The organism is Sanguibacter sp. A247 (assembly GCF_052324925.1).
Classification (GTDB): Bacteria; Actinomycetota; Actinomycetes; order Actinomycetales; family Cellulomonadaceae; genus Flavimobilis.
In genome coordinates, this window is sequence record NZ_JBQPRE010000001.1 from 461497 (window position 1) to 485440 (window position 23944).

A 23944-nucleotide genomic window follows, 5' to 3' on the forward strand; every position below is an offset into this window, starting at 1 on the left:
TTCTGACAGGCTCGGCTGGTATGTTCGGCGCGACCCGCTGTTCCCCGACGAGGAGCCCCCATGCCCGTCGCCGTACGTCCTGCGCACCCCGCCCGCCGTTCCCGTCTCCTCGCGCTCGGCGCTGGCGCCGCTGTTGCGGCGCTTGCGCTCGCGGGCTGCACGAAGGAGGTCGACGAGGCGCCCGAACCGGTGACGATCGACGTTGTTGGTGGGACGTTCCCCGACGCGCTCGACGCCGGGGTCATCGAGGTCCTCGGGGAGGGGCTCGACACGGGCTACTCGACCTCGATGCTCGACGACGGCTCGGTCCTTGTCTCGGGCTCGAGCGATGGCGATGCCGATGACTCGGTGGGAGTGCTTGACCCCGCGACGGGTGAGGTCACCTGGGTGGCCACGGCGGAGATCCCGGAGGACGCGACGATCATTCCTGGTGACATTACGGACGAGTGGGTGACGTGGAGCGTCGAGATGATCGACGGGGTGACGCCGGACAACGCGATTCCATTCGTGTACGCCTTCGACCGCGAGGCCGAGAAGACGTACGTGCTTGCTGACGGGACCGGCGCGGGCGGGTTCGCGCCGGGCACGAGCGGTGCTCGCGTCCTCATCGAGGGTGGGATCGCCGTGTGGGAAGGCGCGGTTCCGCTCGATGCTGCGACTGACGGTGCAGGTGGCGGCGGCGGCGCCGACGGCACGGGAGCCGAGGGCTCCGATGAGGCGGCCGACGATCTTGACGAGCCGCTCGAGGACGAGATCCCCGACGAGGACGAGCCGCTCGGTGAGGAGTTCGACGAGCAAGAGGTCCCCCTCGATGATGAGTGGGCTGTGGCGTCGACCGTCTTTGCCCGCGTGCTCGACGCAACTGCGGACGTCCTGACGCTTGCACCCGAGGCGACCGGCGTCGACCGCGACTACTGCGTCGAGGGTATGCCCGTCGCCGTGCAGGTCACCACTGACGAAGGCCCTGTGCGGCGCACCGTGACGGCTGACGGCGCGCTTGGCGCGACGTTCGGTCAGGTGGCAGCCGCTGAGGGTGAGGACGTGTGGCTGCGGTGCGGCGCGGGTGGCGTCGTCGAGACCGTCTCGGAGGACGGCGGCGTGGTCGCGAAGGCGGTTCTGCGTGGCGAGGGCCGGGACATCGTGCTCATGGGTGACGGCGTGGCCGACATCCAGGTGGTGGGCCTGACGAAGGAGTGGGCCGCGGTGTGGGTTGGCGACCTTGACACGGCGTACGGCCCGCAGCTCCTTGTGCACCGCCCGACGGGCAAGGCGTTCTCCTTGGGAGAGTCCGAGTCGCAGATGCTCATTCTTCGGCCAGGGTTTGTCGCGTTCGGGGCCGACGGTGAAGCGCTGGAGTTCCCCGAGGACGAGCTCGGTGACGAGGAGCTGAGTGACGACGAGCTCGGTGATGAGGAGCTGAGTGACGACGAGCTCGGTGACGAGGAGCTGGGTGATGGTGAGCCCGCTCCGGAACAGTCCGAGGGATCGGTGGGCGGCCAGGACGAGGCCGACGCCGAGGAGTCTGAGGACATCGAGGTCATCGACGGTGAGGTCGAGGTCGTTGACGAAGAGCTCGGCGACGACGGTCTTGGCGGGGACGACCTCGCTGATGAGGAGCTCATGGAGGACGATCTCGGCGATGACCTCGCTGAGGGTGGCGTCGTGACGACGATCGCGAGGCTCATCGCCCCACAGGCCTGAGCCGGCGCGGCTGAGCGCGCAAGAGTGACGCGGACGACCCCGGGAGGGCTTGCCTCCCGGGGTCGTTCCATGTCACTCTTGTTTCGTTCAGCGACACCTCCGTTTCGGAGAGCGAAATGGCAACGAAGCCGTTGCCGGAAGGACGGGACATGACCTCCCCCACGCCCCAGCAGGTTCTCGACACCCTGAGCGCCGGCCGCCTCGTGCCCGTCGTCGTCCTCGACGACGCAGCGCACGCCGACCCGCTCGCCGCAGCCCTCGTCGCAGGCGGCCTGCCCGTCGCCGAGGTCACCTTCCGCACCGCGGCCGCAGCCGACTCCATCCGTGCGATGGCCGACCGCGGCGACATCGTCCTCGGGGCAGGAACCGTCCTCACCCCCGCCCAGGTCGACACCGCGGTCGCCGCCGGCGCCTCCTACGTCGTGAGCCCCGGCCTCTCACGCGCCGTCGTCGAGCGCTGCCAGGAGCACGGCATCCTCGCCCTGCCCGGCGCCGTCACCGCCACCGAGATCCAGGCTGCACTCGAGCTCGGCCTCACAACCGTGAAGTTCTTCCCCGCCGGGACCTCGGGCGGCGCCCCCGCGATCAAGGCACTCGCCGCACCCTTCGGCGGCGTGCGCTTCGTCCCCACGGGTGGGATCGGCCCTAAGAACCTCGCCGACTTCCTCTCGATCCCGGCAGTCGCCGCCGTCGGTGGCTCGTGGATGGTCCCCGCCGACCTCGTCCGCGCCGGCCAGTTCGACGAGATCGCACGCCTCACGGCTGACGCCGTCGCCCTCGCGGCCGCCTGAGCGCCCGCACCCGCCCTTCATTGCCGACCGACGAAAGAGTGACACCGATGTCCACGCTTCCCCCCGAGATCGCCGCGTTGAACCTCCGCCCCGCAACTGAGTGCCGCTACGACGCGGTCTCGCTCGGCGAGGTCATGCTCCGCCTCGACCCCGGCGCCGGGCGCATCCGTACGACCCGCCAGTTCGCAGCGTGGGAGGGCGGCGGCGAGTACAACGTCACCCGTGGCCTGCGCCGCGCCTTCGGCCTGCGCACCGCGGTCGTCACCGCGCTCGCGGACAACGAGGTCGGCCGGCTCGTCGAGGACCTCCTCCTCCAGGGTGGCGTCGACACCCAGCACATCCAGTGGCGCGACTACGACGGCATCGGCCGCACCGTCCGCAACGGCCTGAACTTCACCGAGCGTGGCTTCGGCGTCCGCGGCGCCGTCGGCGTCTCGGACCGCGGCCTCACGGCCGCGAGCCAGCTCGGACCCGACGACGTCGACTGGGACCACCTCTTCGGCACGCTCGGCGTGCGCTGGCTCCACACGGGCGGCATCTTCGCAGCCCTCTCCGAGACGTCGGCACAGACCGTCATCGCCGCGGTCACGGCCGCGAAGAAGCACGGCACCGTCGTCTCCTACGACCTCAACTACCGCCCGTCGCTGTGGAAGTCCATCGGCGGCATCGACAAGGCGCGCGAGGTCAACCGCGAGATCGCCCAGTACATCGACGTGATGATCGGCAACGAGGAGGACTTCACGGCCTCGCTCGGCTTCGAGATCGAGGGCGTCGACGAGCACATCTCCGAGATCGAGGTCGACTCCTTCGCGAAGATGGTCGAGACCGCGGCGGCCGCGTTCCCGAACTTCAAGGTCGTCGGCAACACGCTGCGCACCGTCCACTCGGCGTCCGACAACGACTGGGGCGCACTCGCCTGGTCGCGCGAGACGGGCATCGTCCACGCGACCATGCGCGAGCACCTCGAGATCTTCGACCGCGTCGGCGGCGGCGACTCGTTCGCGTCAGGCCTCATCTACGGCATGCTCGACGGCCAGCCGCTGCAGACCGCGGTCGAGTACGGCGCGGCGCACGGCGCCCTCGCCATGACGACGCCGGGCGACACGACGATGGTCACCAAGGCCGAGATCCTCAAGCTCGCAGGTGGCGGCTCGGCTCGCGTCGACCGCTGAGACACCGCCGCCCCGGCTCGCTCCCGGGGCGGCGTGCCACACGTCCTGCCCGGCTCGTCCCCGCGGCAGGGCACCCGCTCGCTCCGGGCTTGCGCCCGGGTGGGCACGACCTCGCCGGGGTGGTCACGGCGAGGTCGGAACGTCGGCCGCTGACACGGCCTTCCCTGTGGCCGACGGACCCGAGACCGTCGGCCCACGGCGGCGCCCCCGAGTACGCGCGGGGGCGCCGTCGTCTTTCCCGACGAATGGGCGCGTTTACCTCGTCGAATGCGGGAACGCGTGAGCCCGCCGGGGATACGCGACCGCGGGCGTCGGACTAGCGTGAGGGCATGACAACGACGCCTGGGTCCGATGGTCACCTCTCATTCGAGCTCGACGGACGACGCGCGCTCGTCACCGGCGGCGGAACGGGCATCGGTCGGACGGTCGCGCTGGCGCTCGCCCGCGCGGGCGCGGACGTCGCCGTGACGTTCCGCACCCACGACGGCGCGGCCGTTGCCGATGAGATCCGTGCGCTCGGGCGGCGGTCGGGAGCCTTCGCGCTCGACGCAACCGACGAAGCCGCGGTGCGCGACGTCATCGCACAAGCCTCGGACGCGCTCGGCGGCCCCATCGACACGCTCGTCAACAACGCGGGCGGGCTCGTCGGGCGCGTGACCGTGGCCGAGATGAGCCTTGAACACTGGCGCACGGTCATGGACGTCAACGTCACCTCCGCGTTCTTGGTGACGCGTGAGGTCATCGCGTCGATGCCCGCTCACGGCCGAGTCATCATGCTCGGCTCGATCGCGGGGGAGACGGGCGGCTCGGCCGGGTCGGCGGCATACGCCGCGTCGAAGACCGCGCTCGAGGGGCTCACGCGCGGCCTGGCGCGCGAGCTCGCGCCGCACGGAACGACCGTCAACCTCATCGCGCCCGGCTACATCACCGACACCCCGTTCCATGAGACGTTCTCATCACCGGAGAAGCGCGCCGCGACGGTCGACGGCATCCCGCTCGGTCGCGCGGGCTACCCCGACGACGTCGCGGCGGCCGTTCGCTGGCTCGCGTCACCCGCGGCGTCGTTCGTCACGGGCACCCTCACGCACGTCAATGGCGGCGCGTGGTTCTAGATCTCCTCTGCACCTCGTGCGAGAACGCGTGCCTGACCCGGCCTCGCGCGTCTGACCACCCATGTCGAGGTGGAGCACGCGTTCTCGCGGTGCGACGTGGGACCGAGAATCGGCGCGGGCTGGTTGGACGGGGTGGTGGGAGCATGGACCTGGCCGGCGTACGTCGGGGTGCTGTTCGGCACTCTGCTCTTCATCGCGCTGCTCGTTCCGCTCATCGTGTGGCAATCGCGCCGCTACGGCCGCCTGAGCATGCGCCGCGGCCTCGGTGCGGCAGCCGTCGCGGTCTACGGCGTGAGCCTCGCCGCATACACGCTTCTGCCGATCCCGTCGGGCGACCTTGTCACGTGGTGCGCGGAGTACGGTGTTGCGGGCGCGCAGACCCACCTCTTCCAGTTCGTCGAGGACATCCGCCGCGACACCGCGGGCCTGGGCCGTCGGGCGATGCTCCTGCACCCGACCGTGCTGCAGGTGGTCCTCAACGTCGTGCTGTTCATCCCGTGGGGCGTGCTGTGGCGCCGCTTCCTCGGCCGGGGTGTCGTCACCGCGACACTCTCAGGTCTCGCGGTCTCGGCCGCGATCGAGGCGACGCAGTGCACGGGCATCTTCGGGCTCGTCGGCTGCTCCTACCGCGTCGGTGACGTCGATGACCTGCTGACCAATACCCTCGGCGCCTTCCTCGGCGCAGCCGTCGCCCCGCTGCTCTTGCACTGGATGCCCCAGTCCCGTGATCTCGTGCGCGAGCGCGGACTGGCGCGACCCGTGCGCGTGGGGCGACGGTGGGGTTCGATGCTGCTCGATGCCTTCTTCTTCACCGTCCTTGGCGCGTTCGGTTCGCTGGCGTGGCGTGTCGGGCTCGCGGTGACGGAGCGTGAGGTTGGCGCCGCCACGTGGGGCGAGTGGCTCGTTGGCTCCGGGCTGCCGTTCGTCATCGTCTTCGTGCTGCCGGTGCTCTGCTCGGGCGCGTCGCTCGGGCAACGAGCGCTGTGGCTCGCGCCGGTGCGGGACGGCGCGCGGCCCTCGTTCGGGCGTCGGGCTGTGCGTGCGCTCATGCCGGGTGGGCTGTGGGGCCTGTGCGTCGTGCTGCAGGCACTGCCCGACGATCCGCGGCTGCCCGACGTCATCGTCTCTGCGCCCCTCGGTGCGATCGCCTCGCTCCTTGCGGTCGTCTCCGCTCTTGCTGTGCTCGTGAGCGCCGACAGACGAGGGCTGTCAGGGGAAGTTGCCCGTGTCACATATGTCGATGTGCGCGCGCTCTCCGTCGCCTCAGCTCGGGAGGTCGCCGATCGGCACGTTGTAGCCACGGAGGGCCGTTGAGCCGTCGCCCGCGAGGTCGACCGTCGTCACGGTCCCATTGCCGAGGTAGGGCATGACCGTGCGCACTGTGCTGGGGTCGATTCCCAGCAGTACGCACAGGACGAGTCGCGTCGTCATCGAATGTCCGACGACGAGCACGCGCCCGTCGGGGAACTCGGCGCACACGCCGCGGAACGCGGCGGCCGCGCGCGCGACGACCTCGAGACCACGCTCGCCCCCGGGCAGAGCGTGGTCCATGGGTGCGGCGAGATGCGCCGCGAGGGCGTCGGCCATGGTCTCGGCCACCTGCGGGCGAGTGAGTCCCTCCGCGGTGCCAAAGTCGACCTCCGCAAGGCGCGCATCCGTGCGGAGCGTGAGCCCGCATGCGTCGGCTGCTGGCTGCGCCGTCTGGACGGCCCGCCGCAGCTGGGAGGACACGATCGCGTCAAGGTTCGCCGACGGCGCCCATGCCGCAAGCTGCTGGGCCTGGGCGTGGCCGAGATCGGTGAGCTCGATGTCTGAGGAACCCGCGTAGCGGGGTCCTTCGTGCCACACGGTCTGGCCGTGGCGCACGAGCAGAAGCGTCGTCATCATTCTCCTCCGGGGAAGCCGAGCTGGCGCCAGGCCTCGTAGATGGCGATCGACGCCGAGCTCGTGATGTTGAGCGAGCGACGCTGCGGAAGCATGGGGATGCGCAGGTGCTCGCCCACGCGCGGGTGCGCCAGGACCTCGGGCGGCAGGCCGGTCGGCTCGGGGCCGAAGAGCAGGACGTCGTCGTCGCGATAGGTGACGTCCGTGTAGCGGGCGGTTGCGTGGGTCGTGAACGGCAGGACCCGGGCATCGCCCCACGCCGCCATCGCAGTCTCGAGGTCCGAGTGGACCGTGACGAGCGCGAGGTCGTGATAGTCGAGGCCGGCGCGGCGCAGCTTGGGCTCGGACAAATCGAAGCCCAGGGGCTCGATGAGGTGTAGGGGGGCGCCGGTCACGGCCGCGAGACGGATCGCGTTGCCAGTGTTCTGGGGGATGCGGGGCTCGAAGAAGGCGATGACGGGCACACCCCATGGTCCCACGACGGCGGCGCCCGACGGATATCGTCGGACCTATGACGACGACGTCCTGGACCGCTGACCCTGCCCGATACGAGACCGCCACCTACCGCCGCTGCGGCCGCTCAGGCCTCGACCTGCCCGCGCTCTCCCTCGGGCTCTGGCACAACTTCGGTGACACCAAGCCCTTCGACGAGCAGCGCGCCGTCGTGCGCCGCGCCTTCGACCTTGGCATCACGCACTTCGACCTCGCCAACAACTACGGCCCGCCCTACGGCTCGGCCGAGGAGAACTTCGGCCGCCTCATGGCCAAGGACCTCGCGCCCTACCGCGACGAGCTCGTCATCACGACGAAGGCGGGCTACGACATGTGGCCCGGTCCCTACGGCGACGGCGGCTCGCGCAAGTACCTCCTGGGGAGCCTCGACCGTTCGCTCGAGCGCATGGGCCTCGACCACGTCGATATCTTCTACTCCCACCGTCCTGACCCCTCGGTTCCCATCGCCGAGACGATGGGCGCGCTCCACACTGCCGTGACGTCGGGCCGCGCGACGTACGTGGGCGTGTCGAACTACACGCCCGCGCAGACGCTCGAGGCCCATCGCGTGCTCGCCGAGATGGGCACGCCGCTGCTCGTCCACCAGCCGAGCTACTCGATGGTCAACCGCCACGTCGAGCTGCCTGATGCGGGCTCGACGCAGGACGCCGACGCGGCCGGGGCGCTGTTTGCGCCCGCGCCCGTCGGGCGTTCGCTCCTCGACGTCGTCGACGAGCTGGGTATGGGCGTCGTCGTGTTCTCGCCGCTGCACCAGGGGCTGCTCACGGGCCGCTACCTTGACGGCGTGCCGCAGGGCTCGCGTGCGGCCGTCGGGCACTTCCTTCGCGCCGAGCGCATCTCGGAGGACTACCTGCGGCGCGCACGTGCGCTCGCGGAGATCGCTGAGGCGCGTGGGCAGTCGCTTGCGCAGCTCGCGCTCGCGTGGGTCTTGCGCGATGCGCGCGTGACGTCGGCGATCATCGGTGCGAGCTCGGTGGCGCAGCTTGAGGACAACGTCGGGGCGCTTGCGGCTCCTGCGCTGACGGCTGACGAACTCGCGGCGATCGAGCCGCTCGCGGAGCACGGAGCGTTCTAGCGACGGACGACCGCGGAGGCCGCGCCCTGTTGTCAACCAGTTGACAACAGGGCGCGGCGCGGGGCATCGTCAGGGCGTGAGCACCCTCGCCCAGACCACGTCCGGTCGCGCCGTCGTCGCGCTCCACAGGCTCGTCGGCGTCGTCGACGCAGCCTCCGCGGCGCTCGTGCGCGCCCACACGCCCTACGACCTCGCGACCGTGACATTCCTCGCCGTCCTTGCCGACGCGCAGCAACCCGTGAGCCCCGACGGCGACCCGGCCGACGCCTGGGTGGCCGACCTCACGACCCTCGCCGAATGCCTCGGCGTCACCCGTGCTGCCGTCTCCAAGCGCGTGCCCGCGCTCGTCTCACAGGGCCTCGTCCGCACCTCGGGAGACCCCCACCACGCCCGACGCATCCGAGTCGGCCTCACCGCACAAGGCGCGGCCCTCGTCGACACCGCGACCACCCTGCTCGAGACGTGGCTCGCCGTCGAGCTCGCGGGTCGCCTCGACCTCGACGCGCTCCACACGGTGCTCACCGACGCGCTTGCCGCGCTCATGCCACCCACCGACGGCGACACACCCGCGCCCGGCTCAGCCACGACACGCCGGGAGCCCTGATGCCCCGCACCCTCGTCGTCGTCGGCAACCCCGTCCCCGGCTCGTTCACCCACGCGCTCGCGGACGCCTACGTCGCAGGTCTGCGCGAGGCAGGGGAGGACGACGTCGTCGTGCGGGACCTGGCCGCGACGCGTCTGCCGCACGATCCGCCGTCGCGCGCGCTGCTCCGCGCGCCCGGCGGCGCGACCGACCACCTCGAGCCCGTCGTCGCCGAGCTCGTCGCCGAGCTGCTCGCCGCCGAGCACATCGTCGTGCTCTTCCCGCAGTGGTGGGGCGGGCAGCCGGCCGTCCTCAAGGCGTGGCTCGACCGCGTCGTCCTCTCCGGGAGCGCGTTCCGTGCGACCGCTGGGACGGGCCTGCCCGGCAAGCTGCTGCGGGGGCGGACCGCGCGCGTCGTCATGACGATGGACTCCCCGCGGTGGTGGAACCAGCTCGTGTACCGCGACTCCGCGGTCGTCCAGCTGACGCGCGCGACGTTCTGGTACACGGGAGTGCGCACCGTGGGCGTCGACCGGCTCACGGTCGTCAAGACGTCGACGCCCGAGCGCCGGTCCGCGTGGCTCGCGCGCATCGAGCAGCGTGGCCGTCGCGATGTGCGTCTCGGCAGCGGCCGGTCCGCGGCCGCTCCGGACGTGACGAGCGCCGATCATGCTGGTCCACCCAGCGTGCGACCCGCCTGACTCCGTCGTGCGACCCGCGAGTTCGTGCGACAGTGGGAGCTATGGAGAAGCATTCGCTCGTCGCACTTGCCCGTGAGCTCATCGTCGACGCTCGCGTCGCCTCTGCCGGTCGCGCTGCGCGCACCGTTGTCGGCGGTCACGAACATGTGTTGCGGCAGACGGTCGTCGCGCTGCGCGCTGGTGCAGTCCTCGCCGACCACGACAACCCGGGGGAGGCGACCGTCTTCGTGCTCTCGGGGCGGCTCGTGCTGCGGGCGGGTGACGTGTCGTGGGAGGGAACCGAGGGGTCGCTCCTCGTCGTGCCGCAGGCGCGTCACGCTGTTGAGGCCCTTGAAGACACTGCGTTCGTGCTCACGGTCGCCAAGCTGGCCTGACGCCGGGCGTCAGTGGGCGGCCGCCGCGTAGCTCGTGACGACGGCGGTCGTGAGCCGGAACTCGACGCCGTCCGCGCCCGCGGGGCCAAAGAGAATGCGGCCCGCCTCGATCGCTGACTCCTCGACGATCCGCGCAACCTCGTCCGCGAGGTGCTCGGGTGTGTGCACGACGACCTCGTCGTGCAGGAAGAACACCAGGTGCGGGCCGGCCGTTGCGCCGGGCACGCCCGCGCTGGGGTCCGCCGCATCCGTCGCTTCGGCAAGCGCGAGCGCGTGAAGTCGTTGCCGAAGCACCGCCATCCAGCACATCGCCCACTCGGCGGCGGTGCCCTGCACGACGAAGTTCCGGGTGAACCGTCCCCACGCGCGAGCGCGCGTGACCTCGGCCGAGGCGGACGAGCGCTCGGCACGCTCGGCCGTCCGTGCCTCAGCGCTGCCCTCCGACGGCCCCTCGCCACCGCCCTCGCCATCAGCGTTCGCACCCACCGGGCCCGCGCCTGGGCTACCCGCCCCGGGGCCGCGTGCAGCGGTTCCGTCCACGGGGCCACCCGCGACCGTGGGACGTCCCCACGCCCCTCCGAGCGGAGTAGCGGCAGGCGTCGGCAGCGGGGAGGTCCGGCCGAGCCACGTCATCACCTGCTCGCCCCGCTCACCGGCCTCGGCCGCGCGTTCGACGAGGCCGATCGCGTCCGGAAATGCTCGCCGTAGCTGAGGCAGCACCTGGCCGGAGACGCCCTGCGTCCCCCCGTACATCGCGCCGAGCATCCCGAACTTCGCGTGCGAACGGTCGGGCACTGCTCCCGAGGCGACGATGCCCTCGTACATGTCGGCTGCGCGCCCCGCCTGCGCCATGGCGTGGTCGCCGCTCATGGCGGCGAGCACGCGCGGCTCGAGCTGGGCGGCATCGGCGACGACGAGCCGCCAGCCGTCGTCGGCCTGGACCGCGTCACGGACGACGTGCGGCAGCTGGAGCGCGCCACCCCCGTCAGATGCCCAGCGGCCGGTGACAACCCCGCCGACGACGTACACGGGCCTGAAGCGCCCGCCCCGTACCCACGTGTCGAGCCACGCCCAGCCGTTGGCCGTGAACAGGCGCGCCATCGATTTGTACTCGAGCAGCGGCGCGACGACGGGGTGCTCGACGTCCCGCAGCTCCCACTTCGAGGTCGAGCGCACCGGAAGGCCCGCCCGGCGCAGGGCTGCGAGGAGGTCGACGGGAGAGTCGGGGTTGACAGGCCCGACGCCCAGGGCCTCGCGCACCTCGATCGCCTTGGCCTCCATGAGAGCCGGCCGGTAGCCGTCGGGCACGCGCGCACCGAGCTCGCGCGCGAGGATCTGGTCGTGGACGTCGGCGCGCCACGGCAGGCCTGCAGCGTGCATCTCTGCGGCGACGAGAGCGCCCGCGGACTCTGCCGCGAGCAACGTCCCGAGCCGTGCGGCATTGCGGCCCGCCGAGCGCAACGCGGCCAGCTGTGAGCGGAGCTCGACGACGGGATCGAGCGCCGTGCGAGGGCTGCCGAGGTCGAACAGCGGCTCGGCGGTGGCCGCCTGCGTCGGCGCAGGAGCGGGGCTACGCGGCTCGTCCCACGGACCGGCCTGCTCGCGTGCGAGGACCGACCCCGCCGTCCACAGGCTGTGGCGCAGGATCGCCCGGCTCAGTCGGAGGTCGTGGCAGCGGTCGACGCGCACGCCCGCCGCGAGCAGCGGCGGGTACGCGTGCTCCGTGTCCGCCCACGTCCACCTGGGGTGGAGCGTGCGTTCTAGCTCGACGACGCTCGCGGGAAGCGCATCGTTGTCGACCGTCCGCAGGATGCGGGGCGGTCCGTCCGCGCTCACGGTGGTGAGTGCGGTCCGGCCCTCAGGCCCCGGGACGACGACGACGTACATGCTGCCCATTGTCCGACGAACCTCTGACATTGAGCGGCGCACCGGTCGGGCCAGGCAGCCGTCGGGCACCCCGCAGCCGGGGCGTACCCTGAAGGCATGACCTCGCACGCATGGTGGTGGCTGCGCCCGCAGCCGTGACCTTGCGTGTCCACCGAGCTGCCCCGTGCGGCTCGGTCGACGACCGAGGCGACGGGACGCTCCTGCTCCCCTGGAGAGACTCCGTGCCCGAGCCCACGACCCTCGACGCCGCACGCGCCCGCAGCGCGCACCTCGAGCAGCAGATCGCCGAGGACCCCTCACGGTTCCGCGTCCTCACGGGCGAACGCCCCACCGGCCCCCTGCACCTCGGCCACTACGTTGGGACCCTGACGAACCGCGTCCGGCTGCAAGAGGCAGGGGTCGAGCTCATGCTCATCCTCGCCGACTACCAGGTGATCACCGACCGCGATGACATCGGCGACCTGCGCGCGACCATCCGCGAGATCCTCCTCGACTACATCGCCGTCGGGATCGACGTCGAGCGGACGACGATCTTCACGCACTCCGCGGTCCCCGCGCTCAACCAGCTCCTCCTGCCCTTCCTCTCGCTCGTCTCCGTCGCCGAGCTCGAACGCAACCCGACCGTCAAGGCCGAGACGGCGGCGACGGGTGGGCGCGCGATGAGCGGCCTCATGCTCACCTACCCCGTCCACCAAGCGGCCGACATCCTCTTCTGCAAGGGCAACGTCGTGCCCGTCGGGCAGGACCAGCTCCCGCACCTCGAGATGACGCGCGTCGTCGCCCGGCGCTTCAACCAGCGCTACTCGCCCGACGCCCCGTACTTCCCCGAGCCCGCGGCACTGCTCGCACCGACGCCGACCGTGCTCGGAACAGACGGCACGAAGATGAGCAAGTCACGCGGCAACGCCCTCATGCTCTCGGCGAGCGAGGACGAGACCGCGCGCTGGGTCAAGCGCGCCAAGACCGATGCCGAGCGCCACATCACGTACGACCCCGAGGGGCGCCCCGAGGTGGCGAACCTGCTCGACCTGCTCGCGCTCACGACGGGAGAGGCCGCGGGCGCAGCCGCCGAGCGCATCGGCGGTGGTGGCGCAGGCGCGCTCAAACGCGAGCTCACCGACGCGCTCGTCGACTATCTGCGCCCGCTGCGCGAGCGTCGCGCGGCCGCCGCTGCCGCAGGCGACGACGTCTTCGACGTCCTACGCCGCGGCAACGCGCGAGCGAACGAGCTCGCGGACGCCACCCTGGCCGACGTCCGACGCCTCATGGGGACCGCCTACTGACGCCCGCTAGTCGTCGACGGTGAGGCCCGAGGTCCGCTACGGTCGCTCTGGCGGCTATCGCAGGCCAGGGGAGGCACGATGCAGGTCGGGGGACGCAGGGGTCGGACGACCGCGGTCGTCGTCGCCCTCGGCATGACAGGTCTGGTGGCGTGCACGCCCGCGGGACCGAGGGCGCCCGCACCCACCGCATCTCCTCAGTCCGTCGCCTCGCCGTCGACCGTGCCGTCGACCGTGCCGCCGACGGATGTCCCGTCGTCGACCGCGCCCAGCGACGCGGGCACGGACCCCCTCGATGTCGTCACTCCCGGTGGCGGCACGCCGGGCGGCGGCACGAACGCAGGCGTCGTCCTGCGGTGGATGGACGGGACCGAGGTCGAACCGACCCGCATCGACCCGGGCACCGCCGAGCGTCGCGACGGGAGCGACCTTGAGGTCGTGCACGAGTTCTCGTCCTCGCAGGACCGTCAGCTCATCATCCTCGACGTCGAGCCCGACGGAACCGTCGTCCTCGACGAGAGCTCGCACGTGACCTCGAGCGACCTCGAGGACCCGAGCGACCCTGATCTTGATCCGTTGGAGCAGCTCGAGCCCTCGCTCGTCAGGGTCGACGGGCCGGGTGGCAGCCGCGTCCTCACGTCCGGACGCGAGCGGGAACGGACCTACGCGGCCACGACGACCCCCAACGGTGCGGTCATCTGGTTCACGACCGGCCCGGGTGACAACCTCGACTCGCACGCGTACCGCGCCGCGCCGGGGCGCACCCGCGGTCACGCGCTCGACATGGAGGTCGGCACCGCCGTCCGTTACTTCGACGACGGGTTCCTCACCTGGGGTGGCGACTTCATCGACTGGGACGGCAACGAGCGCCACGCGGGTCTCCCCGTCACGGCGGAAGGCGACATGGTCTCGGTGGGGTGCGCACTCACCACGTGCCCGCTCATCTTCCGAGAGGTGGAGCCGAACGCGTCGTCCGTGCCGGGCGCGGGCGACCCGGGCTCGTCCCTCACCACCACGTTCTCCCGGCTCGAGAAGGGCGAGGTCACGGCCCTGCTGACCGTGAGCGCCGATGCGCGGGTCTTCGCCGCCCATGGCACGTGGCTCGCGATCGGCGTGTGGAGCGACGCGGACAAGTTCCGCACGTGGCTCGTCGACGTCGACACGCACACCGCCTACTACGTCGACCACCAGCCCCATGTGGTCGTCGTCGACGGGCTCTTCGTCTGGAGCGAAGCCGTGCCGACGTCGTGGATCTCAGGAGGTGAGGAGGGGCCGGTCGCCGACCTCCACACCTTCGACCCCGAGACCGGTGAACTCACTCGGTACGTGCTCGACAAGCACGCGTCGAGGCTCGTCACAGACGGCTCGCTTCTCGCGTGGGTCGGCAGTGAAGGGGACTGGTCGCTGGGGAGCGACGGTGTGGTGGTGAGGCTGCCCAAGGGGTGAGGCTCAGCGCAGCCGCTCGCGCAGGTCGTCGAGCTGGTCGCGCAGCGCGTGCGGAAGCCGTGCACCGAACGTCGCGAAGAACTCTTCCGTGAGGTCCGCCTCACGTGCCCACGCCTCTGCGTCGACGCGGAACAGCTCGGCGAGCGCTCCCTCGGTGATGTCGAGCCCCGTGACGTCGAGCGCCCCCGGCGCGGGAACCCTCCCGACGGCGGTGTCGCGTGCCCCCGGCACGGGGCCGCCCCACGGACGGTCGTCGTCGTCCACGGCCGGACGCTCCGCAGACGCTCCTTCGGGCCGCGCGCGCAGGTCGGTGCGGCGCAGGAGCCAGTCGAGGACGCGGGAGTTCTCGCCGAAGCCCGGCCAGAGGAACCGGCCGGCCGAGTCCTTGCGGAACCAGTTGACCTGAAAGACGAGCGGGCGGTGCGCGGGGTCGAGGCCCGCGCCGACGTCGAGCCAATGCCGCCAGTGGTCGGCCATGTTGAGGCCGCAGAACGGAAGCATCGCGAAGGGGTCGCGTCGCAGGGCGCCGACCGTGCCCTCGGCGGCGGCGGTCTGCTCGGACGACACGGTCGCGCCCATGAGAACGCCGTGCTCCCACGAGTACGCCTCGGTGACGAGCGGCACGTTGGTTGCGCGGCGTCCGCCGAAGATGATCGCGTCGACCGGGACGCCGTCCGGGTCTTCCCAGTCGGGGGCGATCGTCGGGCACTGTGCCGCCGCAACCGTGAAGCGCGCGTTGGGGTGGGCTGCGCTCTGGTCGCTCGCGGGCGTCCAGTCGTTCCCCTGCCAGTCGATGAGGTGCGCTGGCGGCGCGTCCGTCATGCCTTCCCACCACACGTCGCCGTCGTCCGTGAGGGCGACGTTCGTGAAGATCGTGTCGCGTGCGATCGTGCGCATGGCCGTCGGGTTCGTCCCCCAGCCCGTTCCGGGCGCGACGCCGAAGAAGCCGGCCTCGGGGTTGATCGCGCGCAGCCGGCCGTCGGGCCCCGGTCGCAGCCATGCGATGTCGTCGCCGATCGTCTCGATGCTCCAGCCGGGCACCGTCGGCTCGAGCATCGCGAGATTCGTCTTGCCGCAGGCCGAGGGGAACGCGGCAGCCAGGTGGTAGTCGCGGCCCTGGGGACTCGTCGCTCGGAGGAGGAGCATGTGCTCGGCGAGCCAGCCCTCGTCGCGGCCCATGGCGGACGCGATCCGCAGCGCGAAGCACTTCTTGCCGAGCAGCGCATTGCCGCCGTAGCCCGAGCCGTACGACCAGATCTCGCGGGTCTCCGGAAAGTGCGTGATGTACTTCGTCGTGCTGCACGGCCACGGCACGTCGGCCTCGCCCGGGGCGAGCGGCGCGCCGACCGTGTGAACTGCCGGCACGTAGGGCGCGCCGCGGTCGATGACACGCAGGACCTCACGTGAGACGCGGGTCATGACGTGCATCGAGACGACGACGTAGGGCGAGTCGGTGATCTCGATGCCGACCTGCGAGATCGGGCCGCCGAGGGGGCCCATCGAGAACGGGACGACGTACATCGTCCGGCCCCGCATCGCGCCGGCCATGACCGAGCGGAGCTCGCGGCGCATCTCGGTGGGCTCACGCCAGTTGTTGCTCGGACCCGCGTCGCCCTCCTCTGCGGAGCAGATGAACGTGCGGGCCTCGACGCGTGCGACGTCCGACGGGTCCGACCGAGCGAGGAACGACCCTGGGCGCAGCTCGGGACTGAGAGGGATGAGCGTCCCGGACGCAACCATGAGCTCGTTGAGGCGGGTGCGCTCGTCGGACGAGCCGTCGCACCACACGATCTCGTCGGGCTCGAGAAGGTCGGCGACGGCCGAGACCCAGGCGCGGGCGGAGACCTGGTCGCCGTCGCGCGTCACTGTCGTGGGCAGCGTGGGTGCGGGGGTCGTGATACTCATCGGCCTGTCCTCGTCGTCGGGCTCGTCCGCGGTTGCGCGGGGCTACGTGTCGGCTGTGCCGGGCGGGCGGAGGTTCCGTCGCCATTCCCACCCTCACCCCGGACCGACGAGGTTTCACCGCCCGAACCCTAGAAAGATCGCCGAATCTTTCACTATGGTGAAGCGATGGACCTCCTCACGCTGGGACGGCGGATCCGTCACTTCCGCACCGCCGCGGAACTCACGCTCGACGACGTCGCGAACGCGACGGGCCTCGCCCCCTCCCAGCTCTCCCAGATCGAGAACGGCAAGCGCGAGCCGCGCATCTCCGCGCTCAACGCTCTCGCGGGAGCCTTCGGGGTCACGGTGACCGACCTGCTCGTCGAAGAACCGCCGTCGGCCCGTGCAGCGCTCGAGATCGAGCTCGATCGCGCGCAGCGCGGTCCCACGTACGGACGGCTCGGGCTGCCCGAGGTGAGGTCGTCGCAGAAGCTCCCGATGCCCGTCCTCGAGAGCCTCGTCGGACTCCACCGCGAGCTGTCCCGGCGCGACCGCGAGGCTGTCGCGACTCCTGAGGCGGCGCGCACAGCGAACCTCGCGCTGCGCGTCGCGATGCGCGAACGCGACAACCACCTCCCCGACATCGAGGCCGCGGCCGAGGACCTCGTGCGCCGGGCGGGCTACGTCGGCGGGCCGCTCACGCACCGCACGGTCGCGCGCGCGGCCGAGCTCTGCGGGTTCGAGATCCTCCACTCCGAGGAGCTGCCGCGCTCGACGCGCACCGTGACAGATCTGGCGACGGGCCGGATCTACCTGCCGCCCGCATCGATCCCGGGTGGGCACGGTCTGCGGTCGCTCGCGCTGCAAGCGCTCGCGCACCGCGTGCTCGAGCACCGCCGTCCCGAGTCCTACGCGGACTTCCTGCGGCAGCGACGCGACATCAACTACTTCGCGTCCGCGTGCCTCATGCCGCGCTCCGTCGCGGTTCCGTGGCTGCGGGAGCGCAAGAAAGAGCGCGAGCTCGCGGTGTCCGACTTCCGTGACGCGTTCGGCGTCTCGCACGACGCGGCCGCGCAGCGGTTCACGAACCTCGCGACCGTCGACCTCGGCATCCACCTCCACTACGTGCGCGTCACGGGCGAGGGCACGCTGCTGCGCGGGTATGAGAACGACGGTGTGCAGTTCCCGATGGATGTGACGGGAGCGATCGAAGGCCAGACGGTGTGCCGCAACTGGGCGGCGCGGCAGGCGTTCGCGTCGCGTGACCGCGCGAGCGAGTACTACCAGTACACGGACAAGCCGGGCGGCACCTATTGGTGCTCGACCCAGACGGGAACCGCAGAGAACGGGGAGTTCTCGATCTCGGTGGGCGTGCCGTTTGCGGACGTGCGCTGGTTCAGGGGCCGGGAGACGTCGCGGCGCATGACGTCGACCTGCCCGGACGCCGCATGCTGCCAGCGTCCCGCGGCCGAGCTCGAGGGCCGGTGGGCGGACTCCGCGTGGCCGAGCGCGAAGATGCACCAGCACGTGCTCGCCGCGCTTCCCACGGGCCGCTTCCCGGGCGTCGACGACGGCGAGGTCTACCGGTTCCTCGATCGCCACGCCCCAGGCACCACCGTCTGACGCGGCTGCCCCCACCTGCCCGGTCAGCGCGGACAGCTCGGACGGACACTCCGAAGATCAGTCGGGAGGTGGATGCCCTGGACGCGGTCGCGTCCTACGGTCGAGCGATGACCGAGACCGCGCGCCGCACCCCTGACACTGCGCCGTCCTCACGCGCCGCGACCCGGAACGTCCGCGTGCTCGCGGGCGTCGGTGCCCTGCTCACAGGCCTGGGTGGCCTCGTCGTGCTCGGCGGACGGGCGCTCTTCGGCGCGCATCGCTACGAGCAGGGCGGCGCGACTCTCCGACTTCCCGTGAGCGGCTGGTTCGCAGCCGTTGATGGGGCGCTCAACGAGGTCGAGGTGCCGTGGATCGGGCTCACGGAGGGTGAGAGTGCGCGCCTCACCGCCGCGTACGTGCTCGACGCGCTGTGGCTGCCTTCGCTCCTCGTCCTCGCGTGCGTCATGTTCGTGCGCCTCGCCGCGGGGCGTGCTCCGAGCGGATCATTGCGAGCCGCGGCCTGGCGGCCGACCGTCTGCGTCGGCGTCGGCCAGCTGGTCGCGTCGGTCATCGCGGCTGCATTGCGCACGGACGTCATGCCGACGATCAGCACCCGCGTTCTCGAGCCCGCGCTCACGAGTGTGAACGGGGTGGCGCACCTGCGCGCCGACGTCGAGGTGGCCGGGTCGCTCACAGCGAACCTGGGGATGACGGGCATCGTCGGGGGGCTCGTCGTCGTCATCGCCGGCCTCACCCTCGCGCTCACCCAGGCCCGACGCCCCGCACGTCCCACGCCTCTGCCCCGTCGTGCCCGGGAATCCGCCCGCCCGGAGACCCGCTGACCTGACCCCGGGTGCGGGCGCGGGGTGCGACGATATCCCTCGTGCGCCGCGCCCTCGTCAACTCGGTCTACCGCCGCCTCTTCATCGCCCAGATCGTTGCCCTCGCGGGCACGGGCCTGGCGACCGTCGCGCTCGCGCTCGTCGCCTACGACCTCGATCCGGGGCGAGCCGGTGGTGTCCTCGGGACCGCGCTCGCGGTGAAGATGGTCGCGTACGTTCTTGTCGCGCCGGTGGCGACGGCAGCGCTCGCGCACCTGCCGCGGCGCACGGTTCTCGTCGCGGCCGACGTCGTCCGGCTCGGCGCCGCCCTCTGCCTGCCGTGGGTAGACGCCGCCTGGCAGGTGTACGTGCTCGTCGCGGTGCTGCAGGTCGCGTCGGCGACGTTCACGCCGACGTTCCAGTCGGTCGTGCCCGACGTCCTCGACGACGAGGACGACTTCACGGCAGCACTGTCGCTCTCGCGCCTCGCCTACGACCTCGAGTCGATCTTCTCGCCCGTCCTGGCAGCAGCGCTCCTGCTCGTCGTGCGGCCCGGCGACCTCTTCCTCGGAACCGCAGTGGGCTTTGCGGTCTCCGCCGTCATCGTCGTGCGCACGGTCATCCCCGCGCGGGTCGACGTGCCCGACGAGGCCCCGCTGCTGCGTCGCGCGACGCGCGGCGCCGAGGTCATGGTCCGCACGTCGGCGCTGCGTCCCGTGCTCGCCCTCAACCTGGCCGTTGCAGGTGTCGGCGCGTTCGTCATCGTGCAGACGGTCGTCGTCGTGCGCACGGTCCTGGGTTTCGGTGAGGAGCTCGTCCCGCTGATCCTCGGTGCGCAGGGCGCGGGCTCGATCCTTCTTGCACTCGTCCTGGGTCCCGTCGTCCGGGCGTGGGGGGAGCGGGCGACGATGCTGGGGGGCGCGACGCTCGTCGTGCTCGCGGGAGCGGCCGTGCCGCTCGTTCTCCTCGCCGACGGCATGGTCGCGCTCGTCGGCATCGCGCTCGCGTGGTTCGTCGTCGGCGCGGGCTGGTCGGCGACCGAGACGCCCGTCGGGCGCCTGGTGCGCAGGCACGCGCCGCCCGAGCGCCTGCCGGATGTCTTCGCTGCGCAGTTCTCGCTCTCGCACGCGTGCTGGCTGCTCACGTACCCGCTCGCGGGGTGGCTCGGCACGGTGAGCATCGACGGTGCGGCGTTCGCCCTCGCGGCCGTCTCGGCGGCCGGCCTCGTGGTTGCGGCGGCGACGTGGCCCCGGAACGTCTCAGCGCAGGCAACGTCGACGGTCGACACGCCCCCGGGCACCGACTTGCCGACCAGCTCGCCGAGCACATGACAGCTGAGGGCAATCTCTACATGTGCGCGATCAAGAACGCGGTGGCGATGCGCGGGAACGTGCCCGGATGCATCGCGGGCTCCGACCGTGGCAGTCAGTTCCGCAGCCGCAAGGTTCTGCGGGTCCTGGCCCGTCACAGGCTCGTCGGATCGATGGGGCGGTTGACCCTGATCGAGTTCGAGACCACCATGACCGCTCAGGCCGCACTAGCGGCCTGAACCTGACTGTCACCTCACCGTGCAGCAGTCCCCCTCAAGGGTGCGGGGCTTCTTGCTTCGACCTCTGCCCCAGAGTCGGCTGTGTGCTGATGTTGCACTTCGCTGACACTCACCGTCGTGTCAACGCTCTCGAACATGCAATGTTCGAGAGCGTTGACATCCGATACGATGGCAGCGATCTCTGACATGGAGGCTTTCATGCGTATCAGTACTGCTGCCGACCTCGGAGCACTCGCGCGCCAGGCACGTCTCGACAAGGGCATGACACAGTCCGACCTTGCCGAGAAGATCGGCACGAGCCGTCAGTGGGTGGCTCAGTTTGAATCCGGCGCCCCCAATGTCCGCCTGGAACTCGTGCTCGGCGCACTGCGGGCCCTCGAACTGCGGGTCGATGTCGGACCAGAGCAGACTCGTGAGCGCCCCCTGCCCTCCTCCATGGGCGCACTGGCCCGGTGGGCCTCGGAGTCGCCAATCGTCAAGACCCCGCCCCCGCTCACCATTAGCCAGGCGATCCTCGCGGACGCGCTCCAACCCGTCAGAGACGCCTCGAGAATGGCCACCCTGTCGACTTTTGGGCTCGGAGGTAGCCGCTTTGGTGGGGCCATCCCTCCGGAGTCTCCACTCGCCGGGATCATTGCTGATCAGGCGATTCGTCTTGCCCAGATCGAGCGCCGTCCCGCAGCCGGGACCGAGGGCATCGAGTCTCCCTCCGACACCGACGAAGAGGGCCGATGACGGCCTTGCGTCAGCTCGACGTCTACCTGCGCGGGTATCACGCCGCGGTCATCTCCCGGAGTTCACGGGGGCTGGTCCTGGACTACGAGCGCGACTACGTTGAAAGCTGCCCCGACTGGCCGCTGTCCTACTCCCTGCCGATGACCACCCGCCGGCACTCGGGCCCGGAGGTAGCGGCGTTCCTCGACAACCTCATGCCCGACAACGGGGAGGTGACCCGCGAGTGGGCCCGGATATACGGCGCCAGGTCGACCGACCCCTTCGATCTGCTCTGGTTCGTGGGGGCAGACTGTGCAGGCGCGGCCACCTTTTTTCCGCGCGGCACCGATCCCGTGGACAGGGGCGCCCTGTCGCCCATCGGAGAGGCGGCGATCGCACAGCGGATCAAAGACCTGCGCGAGCGACCCAGCGGCTGGACCGACAGCTCCAACCCAGGGCAGTTTTCACTCGGCGGTGCACAGTCGAAGTTCGCCCTCGCTCTCACCCAGGACGGATGGGTCGAGCCAACCGGCGTCCACCCCTCAACTCATATCTTCAAGACCGGCATCCCCAAGGTGGAGTCTTCCGACGTCGTGGAGTACCTCACGATGCGGGTCGCGCGCGCTGTGTCCCCGGGGATCGCTGAGCTGGAACCTGTCGTGGCCGAGGTATACCTCCTGCCGTTCGAGGATCAGCGCGCGCTCGTGGTGGAGAGATTCGACCGCGAGATCGGCCCCGGCGGCGTCGGCCGGGTACACACTGAGGACATCTGCCAGATGCTGGGCCTCCCGTCACTGCGGAAGTACGAGTCCTACGGCGGCCCGGGCATCTCGGGAACCCTCGGAGCATTGGACAGGCTGCCTTTGAAGACTCTGGCGGACGCCTCGAAGAACTCTCTCCTCCAGGCTTTGGTGTTCAACTGGGTGATCGGGGGGACCGACGCGCACGCCAAGAACTACTCCGTCTTCGTGGGGCCCGAGGGCCGGCTCGCGCCGCTCTACGACCTCACCTCCTACGCGCCGTACACCGCCTCGGTCGCGGCATGCGGGCTACCGATGAAGATCGACGGCAACAGGTACTTCGGCGACGTCATGCCTATCCATTGGCGCGCCCTGGCCCGCGACGTCGGGGTCGACCGACGAACAATCATGGACCTGATCGAAGCCATGACGAGGATGATCCCGGCTGCTTGGGCCGCTGAGATGGCAACGCTTGCCGAGCCGCTGCTCACCCCGGTCGTGCTCGAGTCAGCCACAGTGCTGACCGCATGGTGCGACCAGATCCGCGAGACCCTAAGCAGTGAACCGCCCCGGGTTTAGTGGAAGCTCGGTTCTCTGGTCGTCACGAGCGTAGCGACCATCTGCTGCCGATAGAGCTCCGCCTCACGCTCGGCCGGTGGGACGTCACCGAGCTCGCTGTGAAGACGCCGATTGTTGAACCAGTCCGCCCATTCCAAGGTGGCTCACTGTCGCCGTTGACTGTGTTCCTGACAGGGTCCCAGCTGCTGCCAACGTCCTGGCCGGGTCCAACTAGAGGCCCTCGTCGAGGAGGTCGAGCAGGTGCGTGAGCGTCCCGCCGACGCGCAGGCCGTCGTGCTCGTGCTCGTTGGTCACCCACGTGCGCACGTTCCCGACCGTGGCCGCGGTGGCGAGCGAGAGGTCCGCGGGCACGAACATGTCGTCGTGATAGACGGCGGCGACGACGGGAACCTCGTTCGACGCGAGCCGGTCGACGTCATAGAGCGACGGCCACTGCGACTGGGAGTGCAGAGCCTCGGTCGCTGCTCGGAACGGTCGCAGCTCGCTCATCTCCTCGAACATCCACGGGAGGATCATCTCGCCCGTCAGCTGCAGCGGGCGCGCGTCGGGCGCGAAGTCGTCCGGCATCGTCGCGTGCGCTGCCCACGGCCGCACGTCGTCGCCGCTCGCGTAGATCGACTCGTGCAGCACCGCGTACAGGGGGTTCGTGCGGAAGCCGGTCGCCGCCTCGAGCCCCGCGAGGAACGTGTCGGAGAGCCGCTCGTGCGCGTCCGCGGAGCCGTCGGGCAGGAACGCGTCGTCGAGCAGCCAGTGGAGGCGATCCGCACCCTGCTTCATGCCGAGGTCCATGCCGAGCGACTGCAGGCGTCGCGTCGAGACGACGTCGCCGTTCGGGAGCGTCGTCGCCCCCGCGTCGAGCACGTCCGCGACCCGCGCGAGCAGCGCGACGTCCTCGGGGTGACGCGCACGGAGGGCAGCGTTCTTGCCACGCGTGCGCGCCCACGTGTTCGTGTAGAGCGCCGTCGCGTCCGGGGACAGGCTTGCGAGACCACCTGTGACGAGGCACGCGTCGAGCGCCTCCGGGTGCTGCGAGAGGTAGGTGAGCGTGAGGAAGCCGCCGTACGACTGACCGAGCGTCGTCCACGTCCGACCGCCGAAGACCTGCGCGCGCACCGCCTCCGCGTCGGCGACGATCGCGTCCGCGCGGAAGTGCGACAGGTACTCGGCCTGGGCGGCCGCGGCGTCGGGCGCACTCGCTGCGAGCGCCGCCATCGTCGCCGCCGTCACCGGGGTCGAGCGCCCCGTACCGCGCTGGTCGAGGAGGACGACACGGAAGCGCTCGAGCGCGGTCCCGACCCAGCCCTCGGCGCTGAGCGGTCTCGGTGAACGGCCGCCCGGGCCGCCCTGGAGGAACAGGAGGAGCGGCAGGTCGTCGCCCGCGCGCGTCGCCGTGACGACCTCGCGCGCGAGCACCTGGATCGTGCGGGGGTCCGCGGGATCGCCGTGGACGAGGGGGACCGTGACGACGTGGTCGGTCACGCGGATTCCGGGCAGGCGGTGGAGGGTGCTCACGAGAACATCGTCCCACCGGATGCC

22 protein-coding genes are annotated in these 23944 nt (G+C 71.0%); 17 read left to right on the forward strand and 5 right to left on the reverse strand.

Going from position 1 to position 23944, the window contains the following annotated elements; genetic code table 11:
* Nucleotides 1–60: 60 nt before the first annotated feature.
* The 5 genes from ACTVCO_RS02040 to ACTVCO_RS02060 all read left to right on the forward strand — a co-directional run bounded on the left by ACTVCO_RS02040 (nucleotide 61) and on the right by ACTVCO_RS02060 (nucleotide 6090).
* Nucleotides 61–1701: a hypothetical protein gene (locus tag ACTVCO_RS02040; RefSeq protein WP_443726719.1), complete on the forward strand. Its 1641-nt coding sequence runs from the start codon at nucleotides 61–63 to the stop codon at nucleotides 1699–1701.
* Nucleotides 1702–1850: 149 nt separating this feature from the next.
* Nucleotides 1851–2492: a bifunctional 4-hydroxy-2-oxoglutarate aldolase/2-dehydro-3-deoxy-phosphogluconate aldolase gene (gene eda / locus ACTVCO_RS02045; protein WP_443726720.1), complete on the forward strand. Its 642-nt coding sequence runs from the start codon at nucleotides 1851–1853 to the stop codon at nucleotides 2490–2492.
* Nucleotides 2493–2539: 47 nt separating this feature from the next.
* Nucleotides 2540–3664 carry a sugar kinase gene (locus ACTVCO_RS02050; RefSeq protein ID WP_443726721.1) on the forward strand — a complete coding sequence of 375 codons (1125 nt, stop codon included), beginning with the start codon at nucleotides 2540–2542 and terminating at the stop codon, nucleotides 3662–3664.
* Nucleotides 3665–3993: 329 nt separating this feature from the next.
* Entirely contained in the window at nucleotides 3994–4776 is a 783-nt protein-coding gene (locus tag ACTVCO_RS02055; protein ID WP_443726722.1) for an SDR family NAD(P)-dependent oxidoreductase, read from the forward strand.
* A gap of 135 nt (nucleotides 4777–4911) precedes the next feature.
* Nucleotides 4912–6090 carry a VanZ family protein gene (locus ACTVCO_RS02060; RefSeq protein WP_443726723.1) on the forward strand — a complete coding sequence of 393 codons (1179 nt, stop codon included), beginning with the start codon at nucleotides 4912–4914 and terminating at the stop codon, nucleotides 6088–6090.
* Here ACTVCO_RS02060 and ACTVCO_RS02065 read toward each other — a convergent pair.
* Nucleotides 6040–6663 carry a histidine phosphatase family protein gene (locus ACTVCO_RS02065; protein WP_443726724.1) on the reverse strand — a complete coding sequence of 208 codons (624 nt, stop codon included), beginning with the start codon at nucleotides 6661–6663 and terminating at the stop codon, nucleotides 6040–6042. The genes ACTVCO_RS02060 and ACTVCO_RS02065 overlap by 51 nt on opposite strands.
* Nucleotides 6660–7124: a tRNA (cytidine(34)-2'-O)-methyltransferase gene (locus ACTVCO_RS02070; protein ID WP_443726725.1), complete on the reverse strand. Its 465-nt coding sequence runs from the start codon at nucleotides 7122–7124 to the stop codon at nucleotides 6660–6662. The genes ACTVCO_RS02065 and ACTVCO_RS02070 overlap by 4 nt, the downstream gene beginning before the upstream one ends.
* A 47-nt stretch (nucleotides 7125–7171) precedes the next feature.
* Between ACTVCO_RS02070 and ACTVCO_RS02075 the strand changes: the two genes are divergently transcribed.
* From ACTVCO_RS02075 to ACTVCO_RS02090, 4 genes are all read left to right on the forward strand, one after another.
* On the forward strand, nucleotides 7172–8248 hold the full coding sequence (locus ACTVCO_RS02075; protein ID WP_443726726.1) for an aldo/keto reductase: 1077 nt from the start codon (nucleotides 7172–7174) through the stop codon (nucleotides 8246–8248).
* A gap of 76 nt (nucleotides 8249–8324) precedes the next feature.
* Nucleotides 8325–8852: a MarR family winged helix-turn-helix transcriptional regulator gene (locus ACTVCO_RS02080; protein WP_443726727.1), complete on the forward strand. Its 528-nt coding sequence runs from the start codon at nucleotides 8325–8327 to the stop codon at nucleotides 8850–8852.
* On the forward strand, nucleotides 8852–9532 hold the full coding sequence (locus ACTVCO_RS02085) for an NAD(P)H-dependent oxidoreductase (RefSeq protein WP_443726728.1): 681 nt from the start codon (nucleotides 8852–8854) through the stop codon (nucleotides 9530–9532). The genes ACTVCO_RS02080 and ACTVCO_RS02085 overlap by 1 nt, the downstream gene beginning before the upstream one ends.
* Nucleotides 9533–9573: 41 nt before the next feature.
* Nucleotides 9574–9906, forward strand: coding sequence for a cupin domain-containing protein (locus tag ACTVCO_RS02090; RefSeq protein WP_443726729.1), 333 nt, complete (start codon nucleotides 9574–9576; stop codon nucleotides 9904–9906).
* A gap of 9 nt (nucleotides 9907–9915) precedes the next feature.
* Here ACTVCO_RS02090 and ACTVCO_RS02095 read toward each other — a convergent pair whose 3' ends face one another.
* The gene (locus tag ACTVCO_RS02095; protein ID WP_443726730.1) at nucleotides 9916–11793 is read right to left on the reverse strand and encodes a bifunctional 3'-5' exonuclease/DNA polymerase; all 1878 of its coding nucleotides are present in this window, start codon (nucleotides 11791–11793) and stop codon (nucleotides 9916–9918) included.
* A 221-nt stretch (nucleotides 11794–12014) separates the two neighbouring features.
* On the opposite strand from ACTVCO_RS02095, the gene trpS reads away from it, so the two are divergent.
* Entirely contained in the window at nucleotides 12015–13076 is a 1062-nt protein-coding gene (trpS, locus tag ACTVCO_RS02100; protein ID WP_443726731.1) for a tryptophan--tRNA ligase, read from the forward strand.
* 78 nt (nucleotides 13077–13154) lie between these two features.
* Complete coding sequence (locus ACTVCO_RS02105; protein ID WP_443726732.1) at nucleotides 13155–14519, forward strand: hypothetical protein; 1365 nt, start codon at nucleotides 13155–13157, stop codon at nucleotides 14517–14519.
* A 3-nt stretch (nucleotides 14520–14522) separates the two neighbouring features.
* Here the strand turns inward: ACTVCO_RS02105 and ACTVCO_RS02110 are convergent, their stop codons facing one another.
* Nucleotides 14523–16424: a phosphoenolpyruvate carboxykinase (GTP) gene (locus ACTVCO_RS02110; protein ID WP_443726733.1), complete on the reverse strand. Its 1902-nt coding sequence runs from the start codon at nucleotides 16422–16424 to the stop codon at nucleotides 14523–14525.
* Nucleotides 16425–16589: 165 nt separating this feature from the next.
* Between ACTVCO_RS02110 and ACTVCO_RS02115 the strand changes: the two genes are divergently transcribed.
* From ACTVCO_RS02115 to ACTVCO_RS02140, 6 genes are all read left to right on the forward strand, one after another.
* Nucleotides 16590–18026 carry a helix-turn-helix domain-containing protein gene (locus ACTVCO_RS02115; protein ID WP_443726734.1) on the forward strand — a complete coding sequence of 479 codons (1437 nt, stop codon included), beginning with the start codon at nucleotides 16590–16592 and terminating at the stop codon, nucleotides 18024–18026.
* 107 nt (nucleotides 18027–18133) lie between these two features.
* Nucleotides 18134–18847 carry a hypothetical protein gene (locus ACTVCO_RS02120; RefSeq protein ID WP_443726735.1) on the forward strand — a complete coding sequence of 238 codons (714 nt, stop codon included), beginning with the start codon at nucleotides 18134–18136 and terminating at the stop codon, nucleotides 18845–18847.
* Between the two features lie 41 nt (nucleotides 18848–18888).
* Nucleotides 18889–20157: an MFS transporter gene (locus ACTVCO_RS02125; RefSeq protein ID WP_443726736.1), complete on the forward strand. Its 1269-nt coding sequence runs from the start codon at nucleotides 18889–18891 to the stop codon at nucleotides 20155–20157.
* A 20-nt stretch (nucleotides 20158–20177) separates the two neighbouring features.
* Nucleotides 20178–20375, forward strand: coding sequence for a hypothetical protein (locus tag ACTVCO_RS02130; RefSeq protein ID WP_443726737.1), 198 nt, complete (start codon nucleotides 20178–20180; stop codon nucleotides 20373–20375).
* Between the two features lie 198 nt (nucleotides 20376–20573).
* Nucleotides 20574–21110, forward strand: a complete 537-nt coding sequence (locus tag ACTVCO_RS02135) for a helix-turn-helix transcriptional regulator (protein WP_443726738.1) — start codon at nucleotides 20574–20576, stop codon at nucleotides 21108–21110.
* Complete coding sequence (locus ACTVCO_RS02140) at nucleotides 21107–22408, forward strand: HipA domain-containing protein (RefSeq protein WP_443726739.1); 1302 nt, start codon at nucleotides 21107–21109, stop codon at nucleotides 22406–22408. Before ACTVCO_RS02135 ends, ACTVCO_RS02140 begins: the two co-directional genes overlap by 4 nt.
* 210 nt (nucleotides 22409–22618) lie before the next feature.
* Here the strand turns inward: ACTVCO_RS02140 and ACTVCO_RS02145 are convergent, their stop codons facing one another.
* A complete protein-coding gene (locus ACTVCO_RS02145) occupies nucleotides 22619–23920 on the reverse strand; it encodes an alpha/beta fold hydrolase (RefSeq protein WP_443726740.1) in 1302 nt (433 codons plus the stop codon).
* Nucleotides 23921–23944 lie beyond the last annotated feature (24 nt).